The organism is Nonomuraea pusilla, assembly GCF_900109355.1.
GTDB classification, from domain to species: domain Bacteria; phylum Actinomycetota; class Actinomycetes; order Streptosporangiales; family Streptosporangiaceae; genus Nonomuraea; species Nonomuraea pusilla.
The window spans coordinates 1-1,713 of the sequence record NZ_FOBF01000063.1; the positions used below are offsets into that span (position 1 = coordinate 1).

Annotated in this window: 2 protein-coding genes; both read left to right on the top strand. The window is 66.9% G+C overall.

Annotated elements, in window-relative coordinates:
• The coding region (locus tag BMX74_RS42685; protein ID WP_218154282.1) for a helix-turn-helix domain-containing protein at positions 1-1,049 on the top strand (1,049 nt) is incomplete at its 5' end.
• Positions 1,046-1,606, top strand: a complete 561-nt coding sequence (locus BMX74_RS42690) for an ATP-binding protein (protein WP_091106201.1) — start codon at positions 1,046-1,048, stop codon at positions 1,604-1,606. The genes BMX74_RS42685 and BMX74_RS42690, both read left to right, overlap by 4 nt.
• The last annotated feature ends 107 nt before the right edge of the window (positions 1,607-1,713 follow it).

Consider the following 1,713-nt stretch of genomic DNA (forward strand, 5'->3'; position numbering starts at 1 on the left):
CCGTAGGCCCGAACCAGCAGCACAAGTACCAAGGAGAACCCGTCCAGGTGGAAGACCACATGCTCGCCAGCGCCGCCCAGGACTCTGGGCGGCCGGTGAGCCTGAACCAGGAGGCGATCGACTGGGCGTGGGCTCAGACGATCGCCAACAACCCGGGGGCACGGATCGTCCTGATGTGCCTCGCGCGCCGGGTGGACGACGTGTGGGAGTGCACGACCAGCCAGGAGGAGGTTGCGGTGGACGCGATGCTGTCCAGCCGCTCCGTCCGCCGGCACCTGGAGCAGTTGGAGGGGGACGGGTTCATCGCACGACGTCGGCGATTCGACGACAAGGGGCATCGCCTGGCCGATCGCCTTCGTTTGAATCCCGGCGCATCCCTACCAGCCAATCTGTCCGGTAGGGATGAATCCAAGGGGCCAGATCGGCCAGTGGCCAAATTGGCCAGTGGATCTGACCAGCAGGAATCCCTACCGGCCAGATTGGCCAGTGGCCAAGTTGACCTGTGGCCAGATTGGCCGGTAGGGGAGCAGGAGAAAACGGACATTCCCAGGTCGCAGCCAGTGGCCAAATTGACCAGTGGCCAAATTGGCCGCGCTAGTAGTTCTTCTACGAAGAACTACAGAAGAGAAACATCTTCTTCGTCCACTCCCCAGACGACCGACGCCCCCTGCCGGGCCGACGTCGAGGCGCTGTGCAACCGGCTCCTCTCCTGGCTGGAGAAGAACGAGATCCGTCAGCGGCCCACCGCCGTCCCGGATGCCTGGCGCAAGTCGGCGCGGCTCCTGCTCGACAGGGACGGCATCGACCTCCAGGAAGCCATCGCGGTCCTGGACTGGAGCCAGCGGGACGGGTTCTGGATCAAGAACATCCACTCGATGCCAACGTTCCGCAAGCAGTACGGCCGGTTGGAGGTCAAGTCCCGCGGCTACCGGGGTGACGCCACAAGGCCCACGGCCGGCGGTCCCACCGCCCAGCAGCCCACCCCCTTGCCCGCTCGCGTCGGCGGCTACGAGCGCGCGAAGAACTTCGGAAGAAGGAATCCAGCATGAACGACGAGCACGACTTGGCGGATTGGTACGCGCAGCGGCGCCGCAAGCGCGTCGCCGACTTCAAGGCCAAGCGCCCGGCCAAGCTCCGGCACTCCGCAGCACTGCACGAGGACATCGCGCAGTGGGGGTCTCGGCTGTTCGACCAGACGGCGGGCAACCTGATGCTGTTCGGCCCAACCGGCGTCGCCAAGACCTGGTCCTCCTGGGAGGTCATGGAGCGCGCACTCAAGGCCGGCTACAGCGGCGAGGTCCTGATGCTGTCGCAGGCCGAATGGCAGGAGATCGTCGGCCCTCCCGCAGACCGTGAGCGCCTGGCGGCCATGCGTCAGGCCGACGTGCTGGCGCTGGACGACCTCGGCAGCTTCCGGATCAACGACTGGACGCGCGAACTGCTGCTTCCCGTCATCGACACCCGGTGGGCCCACAACCGCCCGACCATCATCACCTCCAACTTGGACGACCTCGACGAGAAGCTGGGCGAGCGGATCACCTCCCGCCTGGCTGACGGCGCCACCGTTGTGGTGCTGGAGGGCGACGACCTGCGGGCGGGCCGATGAGCACCCCGGACCCGGAGACGCAGGCGGCCCGCGACCTGGAGGCAGAGGTCGCGGTGCTCGGGTCGATGATGCTGTCCGCGGACGCGGTCGGCCTCGCCTTGGAGGGG